Origin of the sequence: Saccharopolyspora gregorii (genome assembly GCF_024734405.1) — a bacterium.
GTDB classification, from domain to species: Bacteria; Actinomycetota; Actinomycetes; order Mycobacteriales; family Pseudonocardiaceae; genus Saccharopolyspora_C; species Saccharopolyspora_C gregorii.
Map to the genome: position 1 here is coordinate 4561027 of NZ_CP059556.1, position 17800 is coordinate 4578826.

Annotated in this window: 20 protein-coding genes and 1 pseudogene; 8 read left to right on the forward strand and 13 right to left on the reverse strand. The window is 73.3% G+C overall.

The window, feature by feature from the left end; genetic code table 11:
- Positions 1–165: 165 nt before the first annotated feature.
- Positions 166–924 carry an SDR family NAD(P)-dependent oxidoreductase gene (locus tag H1226_RS19775; protein ID WP_224961666.1) on the forward strand — a complete coding sequence of 253 codons (759 nt, stop codon included), beginning with the start codon at positions 166–168 and terminating at the stop codon, positions 922–924.
- A 59-nt stretch (positions 925–983) separates the two neighbouring features.
- On the opposite strand, the gene H1226_RS19780 is transcribed toward H1226_RS19775, so the two are convergent.
- Both H1226_RS19780 and H1226_RS19785 read right to left on the reverse strand, forming a co-directional pair.
- On the reverse strand, positions 984–2165 hold the full coding sequence (locus H1226_RS19780) for an acyl-CoA dehydrogenase family protein (RefSeq protein ID WP_258342029.1): 1182 nt from the start codon (positions 2163–2165) through the stop codon (positions 984–986).
- Positions 2162–3355 (reverse strand): CaiB/BaiF CoA transferase family protein, encoded by a 1194-nt coding sequence (locus tag H1226_RS19785; RefSeq protein WP_258342030.1) that lies wholly within the window; start codon positions 3353–3355, stop codon positions 2162–2164. The genes H1226_RS19780 and H1226_RS19785 overlap by 4 nt, the downstream gene beginning before the upstream one ends.
- 283 nt (positions 3356–3638) lie before the next feature.
- Here H1226_RS19785 and H1226_RS19790 point away from each other — a divergent pair, with 283 nt between their 5' ends.
- Entirely contained in the window at positions 3639–4346 is a 708-nt protein-coding gene (locus H1226_RS19790; protein ID WP_258342031.1) for a GntR family transcriptional regulator, read from the forward strand.
- Positions 4347–4553: 207 nt separating this feature from the next.
- Here the strand turns inward: H1226_RS19790 and H1226_RS19795 are convergent, their stop codons facing one another.
- Entirely contained in the window at positions 4554–5417 is an 864-nt protein-coding gene (locus tag H1226_RS19795) for a 3-hydroxybutyryl-CoA dehydrogenase (RefSeq protein WP_309148745.1), read from the reverse strand.
- A gap of 398 nt (positions 5418–5815) precedes the next feature.
- Between H1226_RS19795 and H1226_RS19800 the strand changes: the two genes are divergently transcribed.
- From H1226_RS19800 to H1226_RS19825, 5 genes are all read left to right on the forward strand, one after another.
- Entirely contained in the window at positions 5816–6319 is a 504-nt protein-coding gene (locus H1226_RS19800; RefSeq protein ID WP_258342033.1) for a hypothetical protein, read from the forward strand.
- Complete coding sequence (locus H1226_RS19805; RefSeq protein ID WP_224961677.1) at positions 6316–6864, forward strand: hypothetical protein; 549 nt, start codon at positions 6316–6318, stop codon at positions 6862–6864. The genes H1226_RS19800 and H1226_RS19805 overlap by 4 nt, the downstream gene beginning before the upstream one ends.
- Positions 6865–6868: 4 nt before the next feature.
- Positions 6869–8089, forward strand: a complete 1221-nt coding sequence (locus tag H1226_RS19810; protein WP_258342034.1) for an MAB_1171c family putative transporter — start codon at positions 6869–6871, stop codon at positions 8087–8089.
- Complete coding sequence (locus H1226_RS28195) at positions 8086–9219, forward strand: cytochrome P450 (protein WP_309148746.1); 1134 nt, start codon at positions 8086–8088, stop codon at positions 9217–9219. Before H1226_RS19810 ends, H1226_RS28195 begins: the two co-directional genes overlap by 4 nt.
- A gap of 110 nt (positions 9220–9329) precedes the next feature.
- A complete protein-coding gene (locus tag H1226_RS19825; RefSeq protein WP_258342035.1) occupies positions 9330–10790 on the forward strand; it encodes an FAD-dependent monooxygenase in 1461 nt (486 codons plus the stop codon).
- Between the two features lie 53 nt (positions 10791–10843).
- Here the strand turns inward: H1226_RS19825 and H1226_RS19830 are convergent, their stop codons facing one another.
- The 5 genes from H1226_RS19830 to H1226_RS19850 all read right to left on the reverse strand — a co-directional run bounded on the left by H1226_RS19830 (position 10844) and on the right by H1226_RS19850 (position 13907).
- Positions 10844–11629: a DNA-formamidopyrimidine glycosylase family protein gene (locus H1226_RS19830; RefSeq protein ID WP_258342036.1), complete on the reverse strand. Its 786-nt coding sequence runs from the start codon at positions 11627–11629 to the stop codon at positions 10844–10846.
- A 40-nt stretch (positions 11630–11669) separates the two neighbouring features.
- Positions 11670–12296 carry a dienelactone hydrolase family protein gene (locus H1226_RS19835; protein WP_258342037.1) on the reverse strand — a complete coding sequence of 209 codons (627 nt, stop codon included), beginning with the start codon at positions 12294–12296 and terminating at the stop codon, positions 11670–11672.
- Positions 12283–12807, reverse strand: coding sequence for a hypothetical protein (locus tag H1226_RS19840; protein ID WP_258342038.1), 525 nt, complete (start codon positions 12805–12807; stop codon positions 12283–12285). Before H1226_RS19840 ends, H1226_RS19835 begins: the two co-directional genes overlap by 14 nt.
- An 84-nt stretch (positions 12808–12891) precedes the next feature.
- On the reverse strand, positions 12892–13080 hold the full coding sequence (locus tag H1226_RS19845; RefSeq protein WP_258342039.1) for a DUF397 domain-containing protein: 189 nt from the start codon (positions 13078–13080) through the stop codon (positions 12892–12894).
- Positions 13081–13085: 5 nt separating this feature from the next.
- Positions 13086–13907 (reverse strand): helix-turn-helix domain-containing protein, encoded by an 822-nt coding sequence (locus H1226_RS19850; protein ID WP_258342040.1) that lies wholly within the window; start codon positions 13905–13907, stop codon positions 13086–13088.
- Between the two features lie 218 nt (positions 13908–14125).
- Between H1226_RS19850 and H1226_RS19855 the strand changes: the two genes are divergently transcribed.
- Positions 14126–14383, forward strand: a complete 258-nt coding sequence (locus tag H1226_RS19855) for a zinc finger protein (RefSeq protein WP_258342041.1) — start codon at positions 14126–14128, stop codon at positions 14381–14383.
- Here H1226_RS19855 and H1226_RS19860 read toward each other — a convergent pair.
- The 5 genes and pseudogenes from H1226_RS19860 to H1226_RS19880 all read right to left on the reverse strand — a co-directional run bounded on the left by H1226_RS19860 (position 14361) and on the right by H1226_RS19880 (position 17794).
- Positions 14361–14555, reverse strand: a complete 195-nt coding sequence (locus H1226_RS19860) for an ABC transporter permease family protein (RefSeq protein WP_258342042.1) — start codon at positions 14553–14555, stop codon at positions 14361–14363. The two genes, H1226_RS19855 and H1226_RS19860, sit on opposite strands and share 23 nt — an antisense overlap.
- 55 nt (positions 14556–14610) lie before the next feature.
- Positions 14611–15075 (reverse strand): annotated as a pseudogene (locus tag H1226_RS19865) (ABC transporter permease subunit); the annotation flags it as partial.
- Between the two features lie 217 nt (positions 15076–15292).
- A complete protein-coding gene (locus tag H1226_RS19870; RefSeq protein ID WP_258342043.1) occupies positions 15293–16306 on the reverse strand; it encodes a LacI family DNA-binding transcriptional regulator in 1014 nt (337 codons plus the stop codon).
- Positions 16307–16397: 91 nt separating this feature from the next.
- On the reverse strand, positions 16398–17303 hold the full coding sequence (locus tag H1226_RS19875) for a class A beta-lactamase-related serine hydrolase (protein ID WP_258342044.1): 906 nt from the start codon (positions 17301–17303) through the stop codon (positions 16398–16400).
- A gap of 161 nt (positions 17304–17464) precedes the next feature.
- On the reverse strand, positions 17465–17794 hold the full coding sequence (locus tag H1226_RS19880; protein ID WP_258342045.1) for a DUF2795 domain-containing protein: 330 nt from the start codon (positions 17792–17794) through the stop codon (positions 17465–17467).
- Positions 17795–17800: the final 6 nt, after the last annotated feature.

Genomic DNA, 17800 nt, shown 5'->3' on the forward strand with positions numbered 1-17800 from the left:
CGATGATCAGTGCGAACGTCCGTTCCGCGGTCCTCCCGGCGGCGCGCACGTCGCAATTTCTCACGAACTCGGCCCTTGTTTGATATCTGCGGCGGGGTTCGCCGACCGGGCGCGAACGTGTGCAAGGCTGCACCCGTCAGGTCGGTTTTTCGGGAAGGTGACAAGTTGGGTACCGAGGTTTTCTCCCTCCAGGACAAAGTGGCGCTGGTGACCGGTGCCGGGCAGGGAATCGGTCTGGAGATCGCGAAGGCGCTGCGGTCGGCGGGAGCCCACGTGGTGATCGGCGAGATCAACCCGGAGACCGGCAAGGCGGCCGCCGAGCAGGTCGAGGGCGATTTCCTCCCGCTCGACGTGACGGACTCGGCCGCGGTGGCCGACGGGGTGGCCCGGATCGTGGCCGACCACGGTCGCATCGACGTGTCCGTGCACAACGCGGGCATGGTGCGCAACGAGCCCGCCGAGGAGATGAGCGACGAGTCCTGGCGTCGCGTCGTCGGGTTGAACCTGGACGGGGTGTTCTACTGCTCCCGCGAGGTCGGCAAGCAGATGCTCGCCCAGGGGGCCGGCTCGATCATCAACATCGCCTCGATGTCGGGCATGATCTCGAACCACCCGCAGCCGCAGGTCTCGTACAACGCGTCCAAGGCCGGCGTCATCATGCTGACCAAGTCGCTCGCCGGTGAATGGGCTCGCCGCGGCGTCCGGGTCAACTCGATCTCGCCGGGCTACACCGGGACCGATCTGCTGCTGGGCGTGCAGAACACCCAGCCGGAGTGGTTCAACGGCTGGATGGAGCAGACCCCGATGGGCCGCGCCGGTCGTCCGGAGGAGCTGGGCCCGGTCGCGGTGTTCCTCGCGTCCGAGGCCAGCAGCTTCGTCACCGGCAGCAACGTCGTCGCCGACGGCGGCTTCACCATCTGGTGAGCCGGCCTGGCTGAGCCCCGGCCGGTCCTGATCACCCGTCACGACCGGCCGGGACGGCACTACCGGAACGCGTTGCTCCCGGTGAGGGCTTGGCCGATGGTCAGGGCGTGCATCTCGCCGGTTCCCTCGTAGGTGAGCACCGATTCCAGGTTCGTCATGTGCCGGATCACCGGGTACTCCAGGGAGATCCCGTTGGCACCGAGCACGGTGCGCGCGGAACGGGCGACCTCCAGCGCGCCGCGCACGTTGTCGAGCTTGCCGAAGCTGACCTGCTGCGGCAGCAGGGTTCCGGCGTCCTTGCGCTTGCCGAGGTGCAGCGCGAGCAGCCGCGCGTTCTGCACCCGCACCGCCATGTCGGCGAGCTTCTGCTGGGTGAGCTGGAACCCGGCGATGGGCTTGCCGAACTGCTCCCGGCCGCGCGCGTAGTCCAGCGCGGTCTCCAGGCAGTCGCGAGCCGCGCCGGTGGCGCCCCAGACGATGCCGTAGCGGGCTTCGTTCAGGCAGCTCAACGGCCCGCGCAGGCCCACGGCCCCGGGCAGTGCCGCGGAATCCGGCAGGCGCACCTCGTCGAGCACCAGCTCGCTGGTCACCGAGGCGCGCAGCGACAGCTTCTTCTTCAGCTCCGGTGCGGCGAATCCCGGGGTATCGGTGGGGACGACGAAGCCGCGCACGCCCTCCTCGGTCTGCGCCCACACCACGGCGACGTCGGCGATGCTGCCGTTGGTGATCCACATCTTGCGGCCGTCGAGGACCCAGTCCGAACCGTCCCGCCGGGCTCGGGTGGTCATCGACGCCGGGTCCGAACCGTGGTCGGGTTCGGTGAGCCCGAAGCAGCCGATGGCCTCGCCCGCGGCCATCTTCGGCAGCCACTGCTGCTTGTGCTCCTCGGAGCCCCAGCGCCAGACGCCGTACATCGCGAGCGAGCCCTGCACCGACACCAGCGAGCGCAGCCCGGAGTCCGCGGCCTCCAGCTCCTCGCACGCCACGCCGTAGTCGACGGCGGAGGCACCCGCGCACCCGTAGCCCTCCAGGTGCATGCCGAGCACGCCGAGCTTGCCCAGCTCGCGGGCGAGTTCGCGCGCCTGCGGGAACTCGCCGCGTTCGAACCAGTCCGCGACGTGCGGCCGCACCAGGTCCCGGCACAGGGCTCGCACGCTGTCGCGCAGCGCGAGCTGCTCGGTGGTCAGCTCGGCGTCGATGCCCAGCGGATCGCGGGGATCGAAGTCGGGTTTGGCGCTCATCGGTGGCCTCCTCGGGCTGGGTCGTCGGACAGCGGTGGCAGCGGGCTCGGGTCCGCGGCGAGCCAACCGCGCACCTCGTCGGTGTGCTCGCCGAGCTGCGGCGGGGCGAGCGGGTCGGCGACGTCGAGGTCGGAGAACTCGATCGGCATCCGGGCCTGGGCCACGCCCCCGTCGCCGGGGTCGACCACCGGCCGCAGGCCGAGCGATTCGGCGTAGTGCACCGCGTGCGAGAGGTCGTTGACCTGGCCGCAGGCGATGCCGGCCCGGTGCAGCCGGTCCTGCCAGTCGCCGGCCCGCCGGGCGCCGAGCACGTTCTCCAGGCGCCGCACCAGTTCCGCCCGGTTCGCGACGCGTTCGGCGTTCGCGGCGAACCTCGGGTCGTCGGCCATCCCGATCAGGCCGAGCGCCTCGGTGAACCGGCGGAACTGCGCGTCGTTGCCGACGGCCACGGCGAGCAGCCCGTCCTCGCAGCGCAGCGTCTCGTAGGGGGCGATGCTGGGGTGCCGGTTGCCCATCCGCTCGGGCGCGATGCCGGTGGTGAGCAGGCCGCTCATCTGGTTGACCAGGGCGGCGAGCAGGCTGGAGAGCAGGTTGACCTCGACGTGCTGCCCCAGCCCGGTGGCGTCCCGCTGCCGCAGCGCGGCGAGGATGCCGAGCGCGAGGTCCTTGCCGGTGAGCACGTCGACGACGGCGACCCCGACCTTGGTCGGCGGCCCGTCCGGTGCGCCGGTGATGCTCATCAGCCCGCCGACGGCCTGCACCACGAAGTCGTAGCCGGGCAGGTCGGCGCCGGGCCCGCTGCCGAAGCCGGAGACGGAGGCGTAGATCAGCGCGGGGTTGAGCTCGCGCGCGCCGTCGGGGTCGAGCCCGCAGCGCGCCAGCACGCCGGGCCGGAAGTTCTCCACCAGCACGTCGGCGCGCCGCACGAGCTCCCGGGCCGCGTCCCGGTCCTGCTCGTCGTCGAAGTCGAGCACCACGCTGCGCTTGCTGCGGTTGACCGATTCGAAGTAGGCGGAGCCGCGGTCTGTCCACGGTGGACCCCAGCCGCGGGTGTCGTCGCCGGTGCCGGGCCGTTCCACCTTGATCACGGTGGCGCCGAGGTCGGCCAGCGACATCGTCGCGTACGGACCGGCCAGCACCCGGCTGAAGTCCGCCACCACGATGCCGTCCAGCGGCAGTGCCCGCCCCATCACCGACCCACCCTTCCGGTTCCAGGCCCGTTCGGACCGGGGAAATCCGCGCAGCGATCCGGAAATCTCCGCACGACGGCCCCGGCCGGGCCCGTCCCGCGGTCCGCGCGGAACACCGGAGTCCGGCACCTGGGACGCGCGGCGAGCCGCCTTGCGCTCTTCCCGGATTGGATCCAATATACAGTGATCGGATGCCGGGTCAACACGGTTCGCGCCTCTCGAACGAGTGATCGCGTGCCCGGCGCCAGGGGACCATCCGCGCACGAGCGACCGGCGGGAGCCGATGCCAGCAGACCCGAACCCGCGACCGCCGACGCCGCCCGACCTGCGCTGGCACGACCTGGGCGGGAACGACCGGCCACCGACCACGCAGGCGTTCGTGCTGGACGCGCTGCGCCGGGCCATCACCACCGGCTCGCTGGCCCCGGGCAGACCGATCCGGCAGGACTCGATCGCCCACGAGCTGGGCGTCAGCCGCGTCCCGCTGCGGGAGGCGTTGAAGACGTTGGAGGCGGAAGGCCAGGTGGTCTACCGGCCGCACCGGGGCTACGCGGTCGCCGAGCTGTCGCTGGACGACCTGCTGGAGGTGTACCGGCTGCGCGCGCTGCTGGAATCGGAGGCCGCGGGGGTCGCGGCCGGCCGCTTCGCGGAGGCGGACCTGCAGCGGATCGAGGAGGCGGCGCGGGACGTGGAACGCGCGGCCGAGGCGGGCGACCTGGTCGGCATGATCACGGCGAACCGGCGGTTCCACTTCGCGCTGCTGGAACCGTGCGGGCTGCCGCGGCTGCTGCGGATCGTGCGCACGCTGTGGGACGCGACGGACGCCTACCGGGCGGTCTACTACAACGAAGGCGCGAACCGGGAGCGGGTCCGCGCCGAGCACGAAGCGATCGTGCGCGCGGCCACCGCGGGCGACGCCGAACGCCTGGTGGCCCTGCTCGACGCCCACCGCGACCACGCCGTCGCAGCACTCCGCAACACCATCGACTGACCGGCGAGAGCCCGAAACCCGGCTCTGCCTTGTCAGCGCGAAGCGCTGAGCAGCGACCACGCACGCAACGGCACCACCCGCGGGTTCTCAGCGGGATTCTCGCGAGGACGGCTTTTCCTCCTGTGGCGGAGCCACCGGTGAAAAAGATCCCGCAGTGAGAATCCCGCTGAGGTTCCGCCACCCCACCCCCTGGGCAGCGGCGACCGCTCAGGACGAGTACTCGTAAAACCCGCGGCCGGACTTCTTGCCGTAGTGGCCCGCGTCCACCATCCGCTGCAGCAGCGGCGGCGCGGCGTACAGCTGCTCCTTGTACTCGCCGTACATCGAGTCGGCGATCGCCTTGAGCGTGTCGAGGCCGACCAGGTCGGCCAGCGCCAGCGGCCCCATCGGGTGGGCGCAGCCCAGCACCATGCCGTTGTCGATGTCCTCGGCCGCGGCCACGCCGCTCTCGAACATCCGGACCGCGGAGAGCAGGTAGGGCACCAGCAGCGCGTTCACCACGAACCCGGAGCGGTCCTGGGCGCGGATGGTCTGCTTGCCGAGCCCGTCGGTGGCGAACTCGGCGGCGCGGCGCACGGTCTCCTCGGAGGTCACCAGGGAGGGCACCAGCTCGACGAGCTTGAGCACCGGCACCGGGTTGAAGAAGTGCACCCCGATGACCTGCGCGGGCCGCGAGGTGGCGGCGGCGAGCTTGGCGATCGGGATGGAGGAGGTGTTGGAGGCGAGGATCGCGTCCGGGTCGGTGAGCACCCGGTCGAGTTCGGCGAACACCCCGGTCTTGAGCTGCTCGTTCTCCGCGATGGCCTCGATGACCAGCTGGCGGTCGGCGAGCTCGGCGAGCTCGGTGGTGAACCGGAGGCGCCCGAGTGCGGCGTCCCGGTCGGCTTCGGCGAGCTTGCCGCGGCCGACGGCGCGGTCCAGGGACTTGGTGATGCGGGCCCGGCCCGCTTCGGCGGCCTGCTCGCTGACCTCCGAGACGACGACGTCCAGCCCGCTGCGGGCGCTGACCTCGGCGATGCCCGCCCCCATGAGCCCGGAGCCCACCACGCCTACGCGTTCGATTCCCGTCACCACACCGATCCTTCCGTCCGACTTCGTCGTCGGGTCGCGCTCGACCGACGCGGCGATGATGCCAAAGCGGGCGGTTACCTACGGGTACAAGGTGCTGTAGGACACGGCGGGAGCGATCGGCGGACCGGTCGTGCTCGACGCGGGTCCCGCCGGGAGGCGCGTGGCTCGCCGACGCGGGACCGGCTCGAAGAAGTCGGGCCGCAGTTCCCGGCCCGACTCCTCCACTCCCCGAAGCCCCCCACTCCCCGAAAGCCCCCCGACTCGCACCCCGACCCCCAGGGTTCCGTCATCGTATATCAACAGCGGTGGACAGATCCACTCCCATCGACCACCGGTGTGGACGAGATCGTCATGACATCGGCGGTGTCGCGGAGATCGCGACCCCTTACAGTCGAGACGTGCCCCACCCATCCGACTCCGCCGGCACCGGCGCCACCGACCTCCCCGAGGACCAGGTCTCGGGGAGCTCCATCAGCGTGCACGTGTTCGCCGAGCGGCTGACCGAACTGCTGGCGGCGCAGCCCGACCCGGAGACCGGGAAGCCCTACGGCAGCGAGCGGATGGCGGGGTTGCTGACCGCGCGCGGCGTGCGGATGTCCGGCACGCACATGTGGCACCTGCGCACCGGCCGCGCGGTCCCGCGGCTCACCGAGGTGGTCGCGTTCGCCGAGTTCTTCGGCGTGGGCCTGGACTTCTTCGACCCGGCGATCGCACCGGAGCTGCTGGCGCAGTGGCGGCTGGCCGGGCAGCTGCGCAGCCACGGCGTCGAGGAGGTCGCGCTGCGCCAGCTCACCGACCAGTTCCCGGAGCAGGACCGGCAGCACGTGGCGGACGCGATCCTCGGGGTGCTGCACGGTTTCAAGGCGCTGCGCGCCGCGGACCAGCAGCCGGAGCAGCGGTGAGGCTGCTGGTGTGGGACGGGGGCCCGGACCGGAGTTCGCGCTGGTTGCTGCGGCGGCGCAGCGGGAAGCGGCTGGACGCGCTCGGCCTGCCGCGCCGGTTCACCGCCCAGCAGCTGCTGGAACGGGCGCGGGAGCACCTGGGCCGGGACATCTACTTCGCGGCCGTGGAGCTGCCACCGCGCGCACCGAGCGGGCTGGCACTGCTGCCGGAGGGCTGCGTGATCATCATCGCGGACGCGCGCACCACCCGCTGGCACCGCTGGCACATTTGGTTGCATGAGCTGATGCACCTGCTGTGGGGCCACGTGGGCCGCCCGCTGTCGGATCCGGCGCCGGCGCTGCGCTCCCTGTTCGGCGAGCTGCCGCCGGAGGTGCTGGACCGGGTGCTGACCCGCACCGGCTGCTCGGCGCAGGAGGAGGCCGCGGCGGAGATGATGGCGTCGGTGGCGATGCGCCGGATCAGCTCGTGGGAATCGCCGCAGGCGCAGCAGGTTCCCGACGAGGCGCGGGAGATCCTGCGCCGCTTCCAGTCGACCCTCGGGTGATCGGGTGTTCGCCGTCCTCTACCCGCTGGCGCTGCTGCTGCAGTTGAGCGCGTTCGCGTGGAAGCTGCGCGATTTCCTGCGCGATCCGCGGGATCCGCGGCTGGGTGCGATCACGCTGGCGCTGCTGTTCGTGGCGTGCGGGTTCAACTTCGCGATCCCCGGGGTGTACCTGGCGGTCGGCGCGGCGTCGGGGGTGCCGAACCTGTCGACGCTGGCGGTGTACTCCTCGATCGTGCTATGCACCGCCTCGTTGCAGGTGTGCTCGGTGAACCTGGCGCGGCCGCGGGAGGAGGCGCAGCCCGCGGGCCGGGTGCTGGTGCTCGGCACGGCGGCGGCGCTGCTGGTGATGGCGGGGGCGTTCGCGCTGGCGCCGGTGCACGACGAGCCGCACGTGCTGGACTTCGACGCGCACTACTCGGGCGTGCCCGCCGTGGTGCTGTTCCTGGCGGTGTACCTGGGCGCGTACTCGCTGGGGCTGGTGCGCAGCGCGCTGATCTGCCTGCGGATCCGGCCGCACGCGCGGGAGCGGTGGCTGCGGTGGGGCGTGTCGCTGGTGCCGGTGGGCGTGGTGTTCGGCCTGGGCTACTCGGTGCTGAAGGTGGTCGCGGTGGCGGCGACCTGGCTCGGCGCGGACCTGGACGTGGTGAGCACGGTGGTGGCGCCGTTGAGCGCGACGGCCGGGGCGAGCGTGATGGCGGTGGGGTACGTGCTGCCGTCGGTGCCGCGGCTGCTGCGGCGGTGGCGGGCGCGCCGCTACCTGCGTCCGCTGCTGAAGGCGCTGCGGCCGCTGGATCCGGAGCTGGTGCGCAACACGCGGCTGGAGTCGGCGGAGTACCGCTGGCTGATCGCCACCGACGACCTGCTGCGCGAGCTGCGGCCCTACCTGGACCCGGCGGTGGTGCCGGTGGCCGAGCGGCACGCGGACCGCGCGGACCTCACCGGGGAGCAGCGGGCGGCGACGGTCGAGGCGGCCCGGATCGCGGCCGGGTTGCGCGCGCACGCGGCCGGGCGGCGCCCCGGGTCGGGCAGCGACATGATCCGCGAGGAGTCCGGGATGGACGGTTCGGCGGCGGCGGTGTGGCGGTTCCCGGAGCAGGACCCGCACCGCGACTTGGCGGAGGAGTTGCACTGGTCGTGCCTGATCGGCAAGGCGTTCCAGGAACCGCACCCGGTGGTGCGGGAGGTGCTGGCGGAGCTGGACGAGGACCGGAGCCCGGCGCCGTGACCGATCCGTTCACCGCGCCCGATCCGTTCGCGGCGCTGGCGGAGCTGCGCGCGGCGGGCCCGGTGCACCGGGTGTCCACTCCGGACGGCCCGGGCGCGTGGCTGGTGACCCGGTACGCGGAGGTGCGGGCGGCGCTGGGCGATCAGCGGCTGGCGCTGGACCGGTCGCGCTCGCACGGCGGGGACTACGCGGGGTTCGACCTGCCGCCGCAGCTGGACGCGCACCTGCTCAACAGCGATCCACCCCGGCACACCCGGTTGCGGCGGCAGATCGCGCCGAGCTTCACCGCGCAGCGGGTGCGGGAGCTGGCGCCGCAGGTGCGGGAGGTCGCCGAGCGGCTGGCGGCGGCGCTGCCGGACGAGGTGGACCTGGTCGCGGAGTACGCGGTCCCGCTGCCGGTGCGGGTGATCGCGGAGCTGCTGCCGCTGCCGGAGCAGGCGCGCGCGGAGTTCACCGGCTGGGCGGATTCGCTGCTGCGCCACTCCCCCGGCGCGGAGCCGCGGGCGCGGGACACGATGCGGGACATGCGCCGGATCATCGGCGGCGCGCTGGGGTCGACGCCCCCGGCGGAGTCGCTGCTGGCGGGGCTGCTGGCGGCCCGCGCCGGTGGCCGCCTGGACGACGACGAGCTGACCAGCATGGTGTTCTACCTGCTGTTCGTCTGGTACGAGATCATGGTGCACGCGGTGTCCTCGGCGGTGCTGCGGCTGCTGGGCGCGGAACCCGCGCTGCTCGATCCCGGCGTGGAGGAGGTGCTGCGGTTCCACCCGCCGCAGCTGCTGGCGGCACCGCGCTACCCGCTGTCGGACCTGGAGATCGGCGGGGTGCCGGTGCGCGCCGGGGACACGCTGCTGCTGTCGCTGGCCTCGGCGAACCGGGACGAGCGGGTGTTCGCGGACGCGGCGGTGTTCCGCCCGGAACGCTCGCCGAACCCGCACCTGAGCCTGGGCCACGGCATCCACTCGTGCCCGGCGTCGGCGTTGACGAGGGTGATCGCGGCGAGCGCGGTGCGAGCGCTGCGGGCGCGGCGGCCGGAGTTGTCGCCGGCGGCTCCCGCGGATTCCGCGGCGTGGCGCGGGAACTTCCGGCACCGGGGCCCGGCGGAACTGGTGGCGCGAGTGCGCCGCTGACGCGGGTCGTCCTCCCCGCCTGCTTCAACGTATAGCGCACCCCGGGGCTTGTGGCAAGACCCCGGCGCCCCCGCACACTGTGCCCCTCAACTGGGAAGACGGGGGTTTCGATGATCGACGTCATCGTGGTCGGCGGGGGTCCGGCGGGCTTGTTGCTGGCGGCGGAGCTGCGGCTGCGCGGGGTGCGCGCGGTGCTGCTGGAGCGGCACGCGGAGCCGGCGGGGGAGGCTCGGGCCCTGGGCCTGCACGCGCGCAGCGCGGAGGTGCTGGACCAGCGCGGGATGCTGGAGCCGTTCCTCGCGCACGGCGAGCGGGTCACGGCGGGCGGTTTCTTCGCGGGCGTCGGCACCCGGTGGCCGGCGGGCCTGGACACGGCGCACCCGTACGTGCTGGCCATCCCGCAGGACGTGACGGAGCGCCTGCTCACCGAGCACGCCGAACGGGTGGGCGCGCAGCTCCGGCGCGGTCGCCAGCTCGTGGGGCTGGTGCAGGACGCGGACGGCGTCACCGCCGAGCTCGCGGACGGCGAGCGGCTCCGCGCCCGGTACCTGGTGGGGTGCGACGGGGGCCGCAGCACCGTGCGCAAGCTGCTCGGGATCGGCTTCCCCGGGGAGCCGTCCCGGGTGGAGACGCTGGTGGCCGAGTGCGAGCTGACGGCCGCGCCGGAGGAGCTGGCGACGACGATCGCGCGGGTGCGCCGGACCGAGTTCCGGTTCGGCGCCATCCCGCGCGGCGCGGGCCTGCACCGGGTGATCGTGCCGTCCGGGGGCGTGGCGGCGGACCGGTCGGTGCCGCCGACGATGGCCGAGCTGCGGGAGCGGTTGCGCGCGGTCGCGGGCACCGATTTCGGGGCGCACTCGCCGCGTTCGCTGTCCCGCTTCGGCGACGGCACGCGGCTCGCCGAGCGGTACCGCGACGGCCGGGTGCTGCTGGCGGGCGATGCGGCGCACGTGCATCCGCCGACGGGCGGGATGGGCATGAACACCGGTTTGCAGGACGCGTTCAACCTGGGTTGGAAGCTGGCGGCCGCGGTGGGCGGGCGAGCTCCGGAAGGCTTGCTGGACAGCTACGAGGCGGAGCGGCGCCCGGTGGCCGCCGAGGTGCTGGAGCTGTCCCGCGCACAGACGGAGCTGCTGCTGCCGGAGCCGGGCCCGCGAGCCGTCCGGAAGGTCCTCGCGGACCTGATCGAGTTCGAGGAGGTGAACCGGTACCTGATCGAGAAGGTCACGGCGATCGGCATCCGCTACGACTTCGGAGATTCCGCCGCGGGGCGAGGAGAACGCGCAGCCGCGAGCGGGAACCCGTTGGTGGGCGGGCGGTTGCGCGACGTCGAGCTGGGGCGGGGCCGGTTGTACCGGCTGCTGCACGGCGGGCGCGGACTGCTGCTGGACCAGACCGGCGAGTTCTCCGCGGCCGGCTGGGCGGATCGGGTCGACCACGTCGTGGACGTGAGCGAGGAGCTGGACGTGCCCGCGCTGCTGCTGCGCCCGGACGGCCACGTCGCGTGGGCGGGCGACGATCGGGACGCCCTGCGCGCGGCCCTCGGCCGCTGGTTCGGCGACCCGGCCTGACGGGGTTCGGGGGCCGGCGCGGTGCTCCGGTCCGAGGGGGCGCCCCGGTGCGTTCACCCTCGGGGCTGGCAGTGCGGGCAGTGGTAGGTGGTCCGCCCGGCGGTGGTGGTGCGGGCGAGCCCGGTGCCGCAGCGCGGGCAGTGCGGGTCGGGTTCGTCGCGGTGCCCGGTGAGCCAGCTGGGGCGGTCCGGCACGTGCCCGACCTTCGCGGACCCGCGCAGCACCGCGTGCGCGCGGCGGCTGAGCCGGTCCAGTTCGCCCCGGTCGAGGTCGCCGGTGCCGCGGGCGGGGTGCAGCCGCGCCTGCCACAGCGCCTCGTCGACGGTGAGATTTCCCAGCCCGCACAGCACTTTCTGGTCCATCAGCGCGGATTTGAGCCCGCGCCGGCGCCGGGTGAGCTGCCGCCGGTAGTCGGCGGCGGTGGCGGCGAGCGCATCGGGGCCGAGGTCGCCGAGCAGCGCGTCGAGGTCCTCTCGGTCGCGGGCGAGGTGCAGCCCGGTGAGCTTGCGCATGTCCCGGTACCGCAGCTGCCCGTCGTCGAGGTCCAGCAGCACGCGGTCGTGCCGGTGCACCTCGTCCCCGGGTTCGCACCGCAGCAGTCGCCCGGTCATGCCGAAGTGCAGCAGCACCTGCGGGAACTCGTCCCCCAGCGGGAGCGCGAGCCACTTGCCGAGCCGCCACGGCGTGCCGAGCCGCTGCCCGCGCAGCGCGTCCCGGAACTCGCCGGTCCGCACCCCGCGCAGCACCTGCGCGTCGCGCACCTCGACGTCCCGCACGACCAGCCCCGCCGCCCGCTCCGCGACCCGGCGGAACCCCTCCACATCAGGCAGTTCCGGCACCACCCCGGACTACCCCCCACCACCCGCCGCACACCTCGGGTCAGGGGTGGGTGGTGAACCAGGTGGTGGTGGCTCGGGCCACTTCGGCGAGGGCGCCGGGTTCTTCGAAGAGGTGGGTCGCGCCGGGGACGACCTGGAGTTCGTGCTCGGCGGTGAGGTGGCCTGCGGTGCGCCGGTTGAGTTCGAGGACTTCCGGGTCGCTGCCGCCGACCAGCAGCAGGGTGGGGGCGCGCACCTGGTCGAGCGGTTCGGTGGTGAGGTCGGGCCGCCCGCCGCGGGACACCACGGCGCGCACCGAGTCCGGCCGGCGCGCGGCGGCTCCGAGGGCGGCGGCGGCACCGGTGCTGGCGCCGAACAGGCTCAGCGGGCCGCGCCACCAGTCGAGCACGCCGAGGACGCGCACGGTGAGCAGCGGGATGTTGAACCGCTGCTCACCGTGCGCGTCGCGTTCGCACTCGTCGTCGGTGAGCAGGTCCAGCAGCAGGGTGCCGAGCCCGGCCTCCTGCAACCGGGCCGCCACCCACCGGTTGCGCTCGCTGTGCCGCGAGGAGCCGCTGCCGTGCGCGAACACCACCAGCGGCGAATCCGGTTGCGGCAGCACCAGGTCCGCGGCGAGCGCACCGCTGCCGTGCGCGGCCGGGACGGCGACCTGCTCAGGCTCGGCCATCCTGCACCCGTTCGGCGTTCTCCTCCGGGGAGGCGTTGCGGGCGGGGGCCGCGGAACCTTCGTTGGTCACCGCGGACAGGCCGGTGTCCTCGACCTCCTCGCCTTCGACGACGGTGCCGGTGCCGGTGGACCGCTCGGCCTGCTCGGCGACCTGCTCGCCGCTGACCCCGTCGGCGACCTCCTCCGCGGCCTGCTCGTCGACGGTGTCGTCGAGCTCGTGCAGGCGGGTCTCGGCGAGCGGTTTGCCCACCTCGTCGTCCGGGTCGGGGCGTTCCTCGGCGAGCCGTTCGTCGATGGTCTCGCCTTCCCGCTGCTCGCGGGGCGTGGGCCGGTCCACGACGTCCCGAGACCAGTGCTCGGGCGGTTCGACACCCTCTTCCAAGGGGTCCACGCCCAGTTCGTCCTCGTCGAGATCGCCCGCGGATTGCAGCTCGGCCGGGTCCTGCGGGTCTGCGGGATCGGGGCCGACCTCGTCAGCCGAGGGCGTCTCGGCGTCCAGCGGGTCCGACATCGTGCGCGTCTCCGTTCCTCGTGCGGACAAAGCACTTCCGCACCACGGCTACCCGCACGCGCGCCGCTCAATCCCCCGATGGGGTCACGGGGAGGTGGTGATGCTCCGCAGGAACGCGCGCCAGTGCTCGTGGGGCACGACGAGGGTGCCGCCGGCGCGGTCCTTGGTGTCCCGCACGCCGACCACCGAGGCCGTCATCGCCACCTCGACGCAGCCTTGGGAACTCGTCGAATAGCTCGCCTTGCGCCAAGAGGATTCCGCGAACCGCTGCATGATCCTCATCGTAGCGACTGGAGCACCGTCCTGATCAGCGCTTCGGATTCGGTCCGATCCACGGATCGTTCCAGTGCTTCGGCGAACGAGAGGCAGTACTGGTGCACCCGGACCTCGGTGTCGATCAAGCCGAGCGAGGTCACCGTCTCCTGCCACGCCAGTCGGCCGAGCCTCGCGCTGGGGAAGGTGAGCAGGTGGAACGTGGATCCGCCCATCGCTCCGTAGCTACCGGCGGTGAACGGGATGATCCGGACTTCCAAGGTGTCCGCGAACCGATCGATCAGATCGAGCAGATGTTCCAGCTGCTCCGCGAGGACGTCCGCTCCACCCACCTGCTGCCGCAACGAGCCTTCGGTCATGACCACCGTGGCCCGCAGCGGATCCGCTCCGCTCATCCGCCGTTGACGACGCAGCCGGGCTTCGACCCGTCGCTCGATCTCCGAGCCGCGCAGGTTGGCGCGGTCACCGGCGTGGATCGCTCGGGCGTAGTCCTCGGTCTGCAACAGCCCGGAGATCGCACCGCTCTCGTAGCTGCGCACTTCCTCCGCCCCGTGCTCGAACCCGAAATAGCGGAGGAGTTCCGGGGCGAACAGCCCGCTGTAGCGGGCCCACCAGCCGCGACCGTCCGAAGCCTTGCGCAGTTCCACCAGTTCACCGGCTTCGTCGGCGTCGAGCAGGTAGGTCCCGATGAGGGTCGTCAGCTTCTCCTCGGCGATCTTGCGGCGCCCGTGCTCGATGTTGCTCAAGTAGTTCTGCGTGACGCCGATCGACTCCGCGGCCTCGGTGCCGGTGAGGTCCACCTGTTCGCGGGCTTCCTTGAGTCGCACGCCCAGTTCCCAGGCTGCGACCAGTGGTGATGCGGGCGCCATCTCGTTCCTCCGCTGACTCCGGCTGCGTGGCCCCAGGTCTACCAGATCGATCAGAACCCGTTCGAGTGATGCCGTCAGAAATATTTCTAGTCTAGATTCTGGATCAGCGGCGGCCCCGCGCCTCCCCGACCCCCGGCGGGGCCGCCGCACCCCCGAGGACGACGAAGGAGGACGACGTGGGATCGCAAGTGGTGTTCGGTTCCCGCTGGCCCGTCGCGTACTGGCGGCCCGTCGAGGGCGTGCGGCACGCGGTGGACTCCGCGGAACGCCCGCACCCGGGGCAGCGGCGGACCGCGCTGTGCGGCGTCGCGCTCACCATCGCGAAGGCGAGCGACGAGCAGTGGCTCGCGCCCACCTGCGCGGCCTGCTGGGACGTGGCCCGCGCGCTGCGGGACGCCGCGCAGCGCGGGATCAGCGCACCGCACCCGCCGTGACGCCGCGGACCAGGTGGCGTTGCAGCAGCAGGAACCCGGCCGCGACCGGCAGGCTCACCACCAGCGACGCGGCCATCACCTCGTTCCAGTGCACCGACGACTCCGCGGCGTACTCCCGCAGCCCGACCGCCAGCGTCCGCGAGCCCGAGCTCGTCAGGATCGACGCGAACAACGCTTCCCCCCCACGCCGTCATGAACGCGTACATCGCCACCGCCGCGATCCCCGGCCGCGCCGCGGGCAGCACCACCCGCAGCAGCGCCCCCAGCGGTCCGGTGCCGTCGAGCAGCGCCGCCTCGTCGAGCTCCACCGGCACCGCGTCGAAGCACCCCACCAGCAGCAAGATCGAGAACGGCAGCGAGAACGTCAAGCAGGTGACGACCAAGCCGAACAGGTTGCCCTGCAACAGGATTCCGGTGACCCGCCCGATCGACGCGTAGAGCAGAGCGGCACCGACGCCGGCGGCCGGCCCGGCAGTCCCGTCGAGCGCATGCTGCCGTCCAGGAACCGCTCCCGGCCGCCCAGCCGGTCCAGCAGCTCCGCGTCGAACTCCACAAACGCGCCCGTCGCCTGCAACGACGCCGACCAGGTGTTGCCCACTCCACCACGTCCGGGCCGGTGCCGGAGATCGCCGCGCCCAGGACGCGGTCGAGCAGATCGCTCCACGGGACCACCTCCACCTCGACCGGAACACCGGTCTCGCGGGTGAACGCGGCCAGCCGGGTGCGCAGCAGCTCGCGATCCCGCGCGGTGCTCGCGCCCTGGTTCGCCGCCCAGTACACGAGCCGCCGCGGCGGCGGCCCGCACCCGGCGAGCACGCCCAGCATCACCAGCAGCACCAGGCCCAGCACCGGGCCGCGCGGACGTGGGGGCACCGTCGTCTCCTCGTCGCGAGAGGTCGCGGAGCGCGCTCAGCCCGCCCCGCCCGTGCTCGCCCGCGGCATCAGCACGCGCGGCGGCACGTCCAGGTCGTCGGCGGCCCCCGTCTCGATCAGCTCCAGCAGCAGGTGCACCGCCGCGGCGGCGTCGTCCTCGACGTCCCGGGACAGCGCCGTCACCGGCGGGGTCACCACCCGACACAGCATCGAGTCCTGCCAGGACAGCACCGCCAGGTCGGCGGGTACCCGGACGTCGAGCTCGGCGGCGCGCGCGACCGAGGCCACCGCCGTCACGTCATCGTCGTAGACGATCGCCGTCGGCGGCGGGTCCGCGGCGAGAAGTCGCCAGGTCGCCCGCACCCCGCCGTCCTCGGTGACCGCCGCCTCCGCCTTCACCAGGTCGGTGCCGAGCCGCTCCCGCACCTCGGCGCGCAGCAGGGCGCTGCGGCGCTCGGTGTGCTCCAGGTCGACACCGCCCTGCACGTGACCGATCCGCCGGTGACCGAGCTCGGCCAGGTGCGCCACCACGGCGCGGACCTCCTCGGCGACGGCGAAGCGCAGCACCGCCACGTTCGCGACCCGCTCGTGCTCGCCGATCACGACCGCGGGCAGCTTCAGCTCCCGCAGCAGCGGTACGCGCGGGTCCTCGGTGCGCAGGTCGGTGACGATCACGCCGTCCACCCGGCGCTCGGCGGCCCAGGACCGGTAGGTGCCGAGCTCGGCCTCCTCGTCCGGCGGCAGCGCCAGGTGCAGGCTCAGCCCGTACTCGGCCAGCGCCGCCTCCAGCCCGGCCATCCAGTGCACCACCGACGGCTCGGCGCGGATCTGCTGCGGCGGCCGGGCCAGCACCAGGCCGATCGTGCCGGTGCGGTCGGCGGCGGGCGTCCGCGCCGGCCCCGCCGCGTCCCAGCCGAGCTGCGCGGCGACGTCGAGGATGCGTTCCCGGGTGGCCGCCGAAACCCCGGCGCGGCCGTTGAGGGCGTAGGACACCGCCGCCTTCGACACGCCGACCCGGCGCGCGATGTCGATGATCGTGGGCCGTTTCAACCGCGGGTCCCCTCGTAGCCGTCCAGCGAGACGCCAGCGTAGCGAAACCCGCCGCCGAGTCCCACGAGGCGAACGACCCGGTCGGGCGGGCTCAGCCGAGGTGCCGGAGCAGCGGCGCCGCGGCCTCGGTGACCACCTCCGACGCCTGCGAGTAGCTCTTCGACGACGGCTGGGTGGACAGCACCGCCACCGCGTAGCGCCGGTCCGGCCCGATCAGCCCCGCGCTGTGCACCGAGCGGCGGCCGTCCGCGCAGCACATCCAGCCCGCCTTCACCGCCGCCCGCCGCGCCCCGGCCTTCAACCCGTACTGCTGGTCGAAGCCCTCGGCGGCGGTCCGCGGCGCCTCGTCCAGCGGGCCGAGCACCAGCGCCCGCTCCGCGGCGGGCAGCGCCGGGACCCGCGCCAGCACCGCCGCCACGTCCCGCGCCGACGTCCGGGTGTCGCCCCACCGCCCCGGCACCTCCGGCGGCAGTGTGCGGGTGAGCCCGTAGCGCACCGCCACCCGCGAGATGGCGCCCGCGCCGTCGAACCGGTCCCAGAGCTCGTTCATCGCCCCGTCGTCGCTGAGCGCCAGCGCCCGGCGGATCAGCTCCACGTCCGAGGACGACACCGGCAGCCCCTCGCGGCGGCGCTCCACCACGTCCAGCGCCACGAACAGCTTCGACACCGAGGCGGTGGTGAACTCGTCGTCCGCGTGCTCCCCGCCGACGACCGCGCCGGACCCGCGGTCCAGCACCGCCACCGCCACCGTGCTGCCGGAGAGCCGGTCCGCGTAGTCGTCGGCCTGCCGCACCGCGGTCCGCAGCGCCGGGTTCGGGGCCTGCCGGGCACGCGCCGGTGAATCCGGGTAACCGGAGCGCGACACCCACCACTGGCCGGACTCCTCGTGCGCGGTGCGACCGCCCGGCTCCCCGCACCCCGAGGTGGGCACCGCCAGCAGCAGCGAACAACCGAGCAGCGCGAGCGCGCGCCGGAACCGACGATCGGAACGATCCATGCGGGACCCCATGACTCCGAGGCCCGGCGGGAAGGCCGGGCCGTCGGACGTGCCCCCAGCACGCTAACGCCGTCCCGAGCTCGATCGCAGAACTCGGCCCGGCGCGCGCGAACGCCCCCGCTGCGGGCGGGGGCGTTCGGCGATCGTCGTGGTTGTCGGGTTCAGCCGCCCTTGCGGTTCTCGCCGAGCTCCTCCGCGATCGGGTTGGCCGGGGTCTCGCGCTGGTGCTCGGCCAGGCCGGGCCGGACGTGCTGCCGGTCCTCCGCCGCCTTGTCCGCGGCGGACTGGCCCTCCTCGTCGGCCTTGTCCAGCGGCACCGAGCGCAGCACCTCGCCGACGTTGTCGTAGTCGGCCAGCGGCAGCGCCCGCAGCGCGTCCACCGTGTCCTGGTCCACGCCGTTGTTCCGGGCGAAGTCGACCAGGTCCTCCTTGCTCGCGGGGAAGTCGATCGTGGACAGCGAGTTCTTCACCGTTTCCCGCGTCGTCGTCATGCTCCT

What these genes read in the sequence shown, in the direction of transcription:
- H1226_RS19825 (WP_258342035.1), top strand. Translation starts at nt 9,330, where the DNA reads ATGATCGACGTCATCGTGGTCGGCGGGGGTCCGGCGGGCTTGTTGCTG.
- H1226_RS19840 (WP_258342038.1), bottom strand. Translation starts at nt 12,807, where the DNA reads ATGTCGGACCCGCTGGACGCCGAGACGCCCTCGGCTGACGAGGTCGGC.
- H1226_RS19785 (WP_258342030.1), bottom strand. Translation starts at nt 3,355, where the DNA reads ATGGGGCGGGCACTGCCGCTGGACGGCATCGTGGTGGCGGACTTCAGC.
- H1226_RS19835 (WP_258342037.1), bottom strand. Translation starts at nt 12,296, where the DNA reads ATGGCCGAGCCTGAGCAGGTCGCCGTCCCGGCCGCGCACGGCAGCGGT.
- H1226_RS19880 (WP_258342045.1), bottom strand. Translation starts at nt 17,794, where the DNA reads ATGACGACGACGCGGGAAACGGTGAAGAACTCGCTGTCCACGATCGAC.
- H1226_RS19780 (WP_258342029.1), bottom strand. Translation starts at nt 2,165, where the DNA reads ATGAGCGCCAAACCCGACTTCGATCCCCGCGATCCGCTGGGCATCGAC.
- H1226_RS19790 (WP_258342031.1), top strand. Translation starts at nt 3,639, where the DNA reads ATGCCAGCAGACCCGAACCCGCGACCGCCGACGCCGCCCGACCTGCGC.
- H1226_RS19875 (WP_258342044.1), bottom strand. Translation starts at nt 17,303, where the DNA reads ATGGATCGTTCCGATCGTCGGTTCCGGCGCGCGCTCGCGCTGCTCGGT.
- H1226_RS19845 (WP_258342039.1), bottom strand. Translation starts at nt 13,080, where the DNA reads ATGCAGCGGTTCGCGGAATCCTCTTGGCGCAAGGCGAGCTATTCGACG.